This is a genomic window from Mycobacterium sp. (assembly GCF_049673265.1).
Lineage (GTDB): Bacteria > Actinomycetota > Actinomycetes > Mycobacteriales > Mycobacteriaceae > Mycobacterium.
The window spans coordinates 1-2,211 of sequence record NZ_JBATXN010000703.1; the positions used below are offsets into that span (position 1 = coordinate 1).

General features: G+C 66.6%; 4 protein-coding genes. 1 reads left to right on the forward strand and 3 read right to left on the reverse strand.

Annotated elements, in window-relative coordinates; all coding sequences use genetic code 11:
- Positions 1-674 (reverse strand): DAK2 domain-containing protein (locus tag WBF82_RS23855; RefSeq protein WP_424385398.1); only part of this gene is annotated, 674 nt, incomplete at its 3' end.
- A 257-nt stretch (positions 675-931) separates the two neighbouring features.
- Here WBF82_RS23855 and rpmB point away from each other — a divergent pair.
- Positions 932-1,126, forward strand: coding sequence for a 50S ribosomal protein L28 (gene rpmB, locus WBF82_RS23860; RefSeq protein ID WP_424385395.1), 195 nt, complete (start codon positions 932-934; stop codon positions 1,124-1,126).
- On the opposite strand, the gene WBF82_RS23865 is transcribed toward rpmB, so the two are convergent.
- Both WBF82_RS23865 and WBF82_RS23870 read right to left on the reverse strand, forming a co-directional pair.
- Positions 1,123-1,806, reverse strand: a complete 684-nt coding sequence (locus WBF82_RS23865) for a uracil-DNA glycosylase (RefSeq protein WP_424385396.1) — start codon at positions 1,804-1,806, stop codon at positions 1,123-1,125. The genes rpmB and WBF82_RS23865 overlap by 4 nt on opposite strands.
- Complete coding sequence (locus WBF82_RS23870; RefSeq protein WP_424385397.1) at positions 1,803-2,093, reverse strand: DUF1330 domain-containing protein; 291 nt, start codon at positions 2,091-2,093, stop codon at positions 1,803-1,805. The genes WBF82_RS23865 and WBF82_RS23870 overlap by 4 nt, the downstream gene beginning before the upstream one ends.
- Positions 2,094-2,211 lie beyond the last annotated feature (118 nt).

Consider the following 2,211-nt stretch of genomic DNA (forward strand, 5'->3'; position numbering starts at 1 on the left):
GTGCGGTTCGGCGCCTGCCCGGTGATCGTTGAGCGCAACGCGTCGAGCAGGACCAACAACCCGCGCCCACCTGCGTCGACCACACCGGCATCGCCCAGCACGTCAAGCTGCTCCGGCGTCTTTTCCAACGCGACCACCGCGGCGTCGCCGGCGGCGGTGATCGCCCGGGCGAACCCCTCCCCAGCCGTCTGCTCGACGGCACAGGCAGCCGCCCGCAACACCGAAACGATCGTGCCGGGGACCTCCTGGCCACCCATCGAGCTGATCACCAGGTCCACGCCGCGGCGCAACGCCGCGCCGAGCAGTGCTGCGTCGATCACCTGCAGCTCACCGCCGGACTCGGCGACCGCGCCGGCGGTGACGTCGGCGATGCCGCGCAGAATCTGCGACAAAATCACCCCTGAGTTGCCGCGCGCGCCGTTCAGCGCGCCGGCCGACAGGGCGGCGGCCACCCGGACGACGTCACCAGGACCTGCCTTGGATAAATCAACGGGGTTGGCCTCAGCCAACGCCGAGCGCATGGTGAACAGCATGTTGATGCCGGTGTCGGAATCGGCGACCGGGAACACGTTGAGCCGATTGATCTCGTCGATGTGGGTGATCAGGTCGCTAACAGCGGTGTGTGCCCAGTCACGCAGCGCGGACGCGTCCAATGGGCGATCCGGCCTAGCCAGCCCCGACCCCACCTGAGACCCACCTCCTTCGCGCCGCCATCGGTGGGCGCCAGCCTATCTATTGCAGCCGACAGCACAGGTCACATGGCACCCGGCGACTGTTAATCGTTTTGGCGGTTCTGCCCTGCGGCGGCTATTCTTGCCAGGTCGTCGGGCCACCCGTTACTGGTCGCGCCCTGCGACGATGCAGGCCTGAAGGGCCTGAGGAGGAGCAGGGCAATCAGCCCTTGGCCCCAGAGATTTGAGGAGTTTCACGTATGGCTGCCGTCTGCGATATCTGCGGGAAAGGCCCCGGCTTCGGCAAGTCGGTGTCGCACTCCCATCGCCGGACCAGCCGACGGTGGGATCCCAACATCCAGAGCGTGCGCGTTGCCAACCGCCCCGGCGGCAACAAGCACCGCATCAACGTCTGCACGTCGTGCATCAAGGCCGGGAAGGTCACCCGCGGCTAAGGCAGTTTCCAGTCGATCGGCTCGCCGCCCATTTCGGCCAACAGTTCGTTGGCGCGGCTGAACGGGCGCGAACCGAAGAATCCCCGCGACGCCGACAGCGGCGAGGGATGCGGCGATTCGATCGAGACACAGTCACCGTCCGCCAGCATCGGCTTGAGCGTCGAGGCGTCCCGCCCCCACAAGATGGCCACCATCGGTTGCCGGCGATCCACCAGAGCGCGAATCGCGCACTCGGTGACGGCCTCCCAGCCCTTGCCGCGGTGAGACGCCGGGTTGCCCGGCCGCACGGTGAGTACCCGGTTCAGCAGCAGTACCCCCCGCTCTGCCCACGGCGTGAGGTCACCACTGGACGGCATCGGGTGGCCGAGGTCTGTGGCATATTCGGCAAAAATGTTGTCCAGGCTTCGGGGCAGTGGGCGCACGCCGGCGGCTACCGAAAAGCTCAGGCCGACAGCGTGCCCGGGTGTCGGATAGGGGTCCTGTCCGACAATCAGAACTCGCACCTGCTCGAAGGGAGAAGTGAAGGCCCGCAACACATTCGGTCCAGCTGGTAGGTAGCCTCGGCCCGCTGCGATCTCCTCGCGCAGAAACTGGCCCATCTTGGCTACCTGCTCGCCGACCGGCTCCAATGCGGCCGCCCAGCCGCTCTCAACGAGTTCACGCAATGGCCGAGCGGTCACGCCAGCCCCTTCGCCAACACCACCACCGTGTCCGCACCCGCGCGGCGATCCTGGGAAATCTGCTGATACTCCGGCGATTCCGACCATGACCGGAATTCCGCATCGTCGGGAAATGACATCAACACCACCTTGTCGCGATCCCAATTGCCCTCAACGACCTCTGGGGACTCGTCGGCTGCCAGCAACGTTCCACGGTGTCGACGAAAGACGTGCATGAATCGGGCCTGGTACCGGTCGTAGGCTGCGCGGTCGGTAAACCGCAACTGGGCGATGGCGTAGACGGTCACCGGGTCACCCTACTGTCCAATTGCCCGCCTGCTCCTCGGGCCGCTACGCGGCCCGCATCGTCACCGGGCGCCGAACGATTCCCAGCCGGAGTATCCGTGCCACTCTGCGCCGTCGACG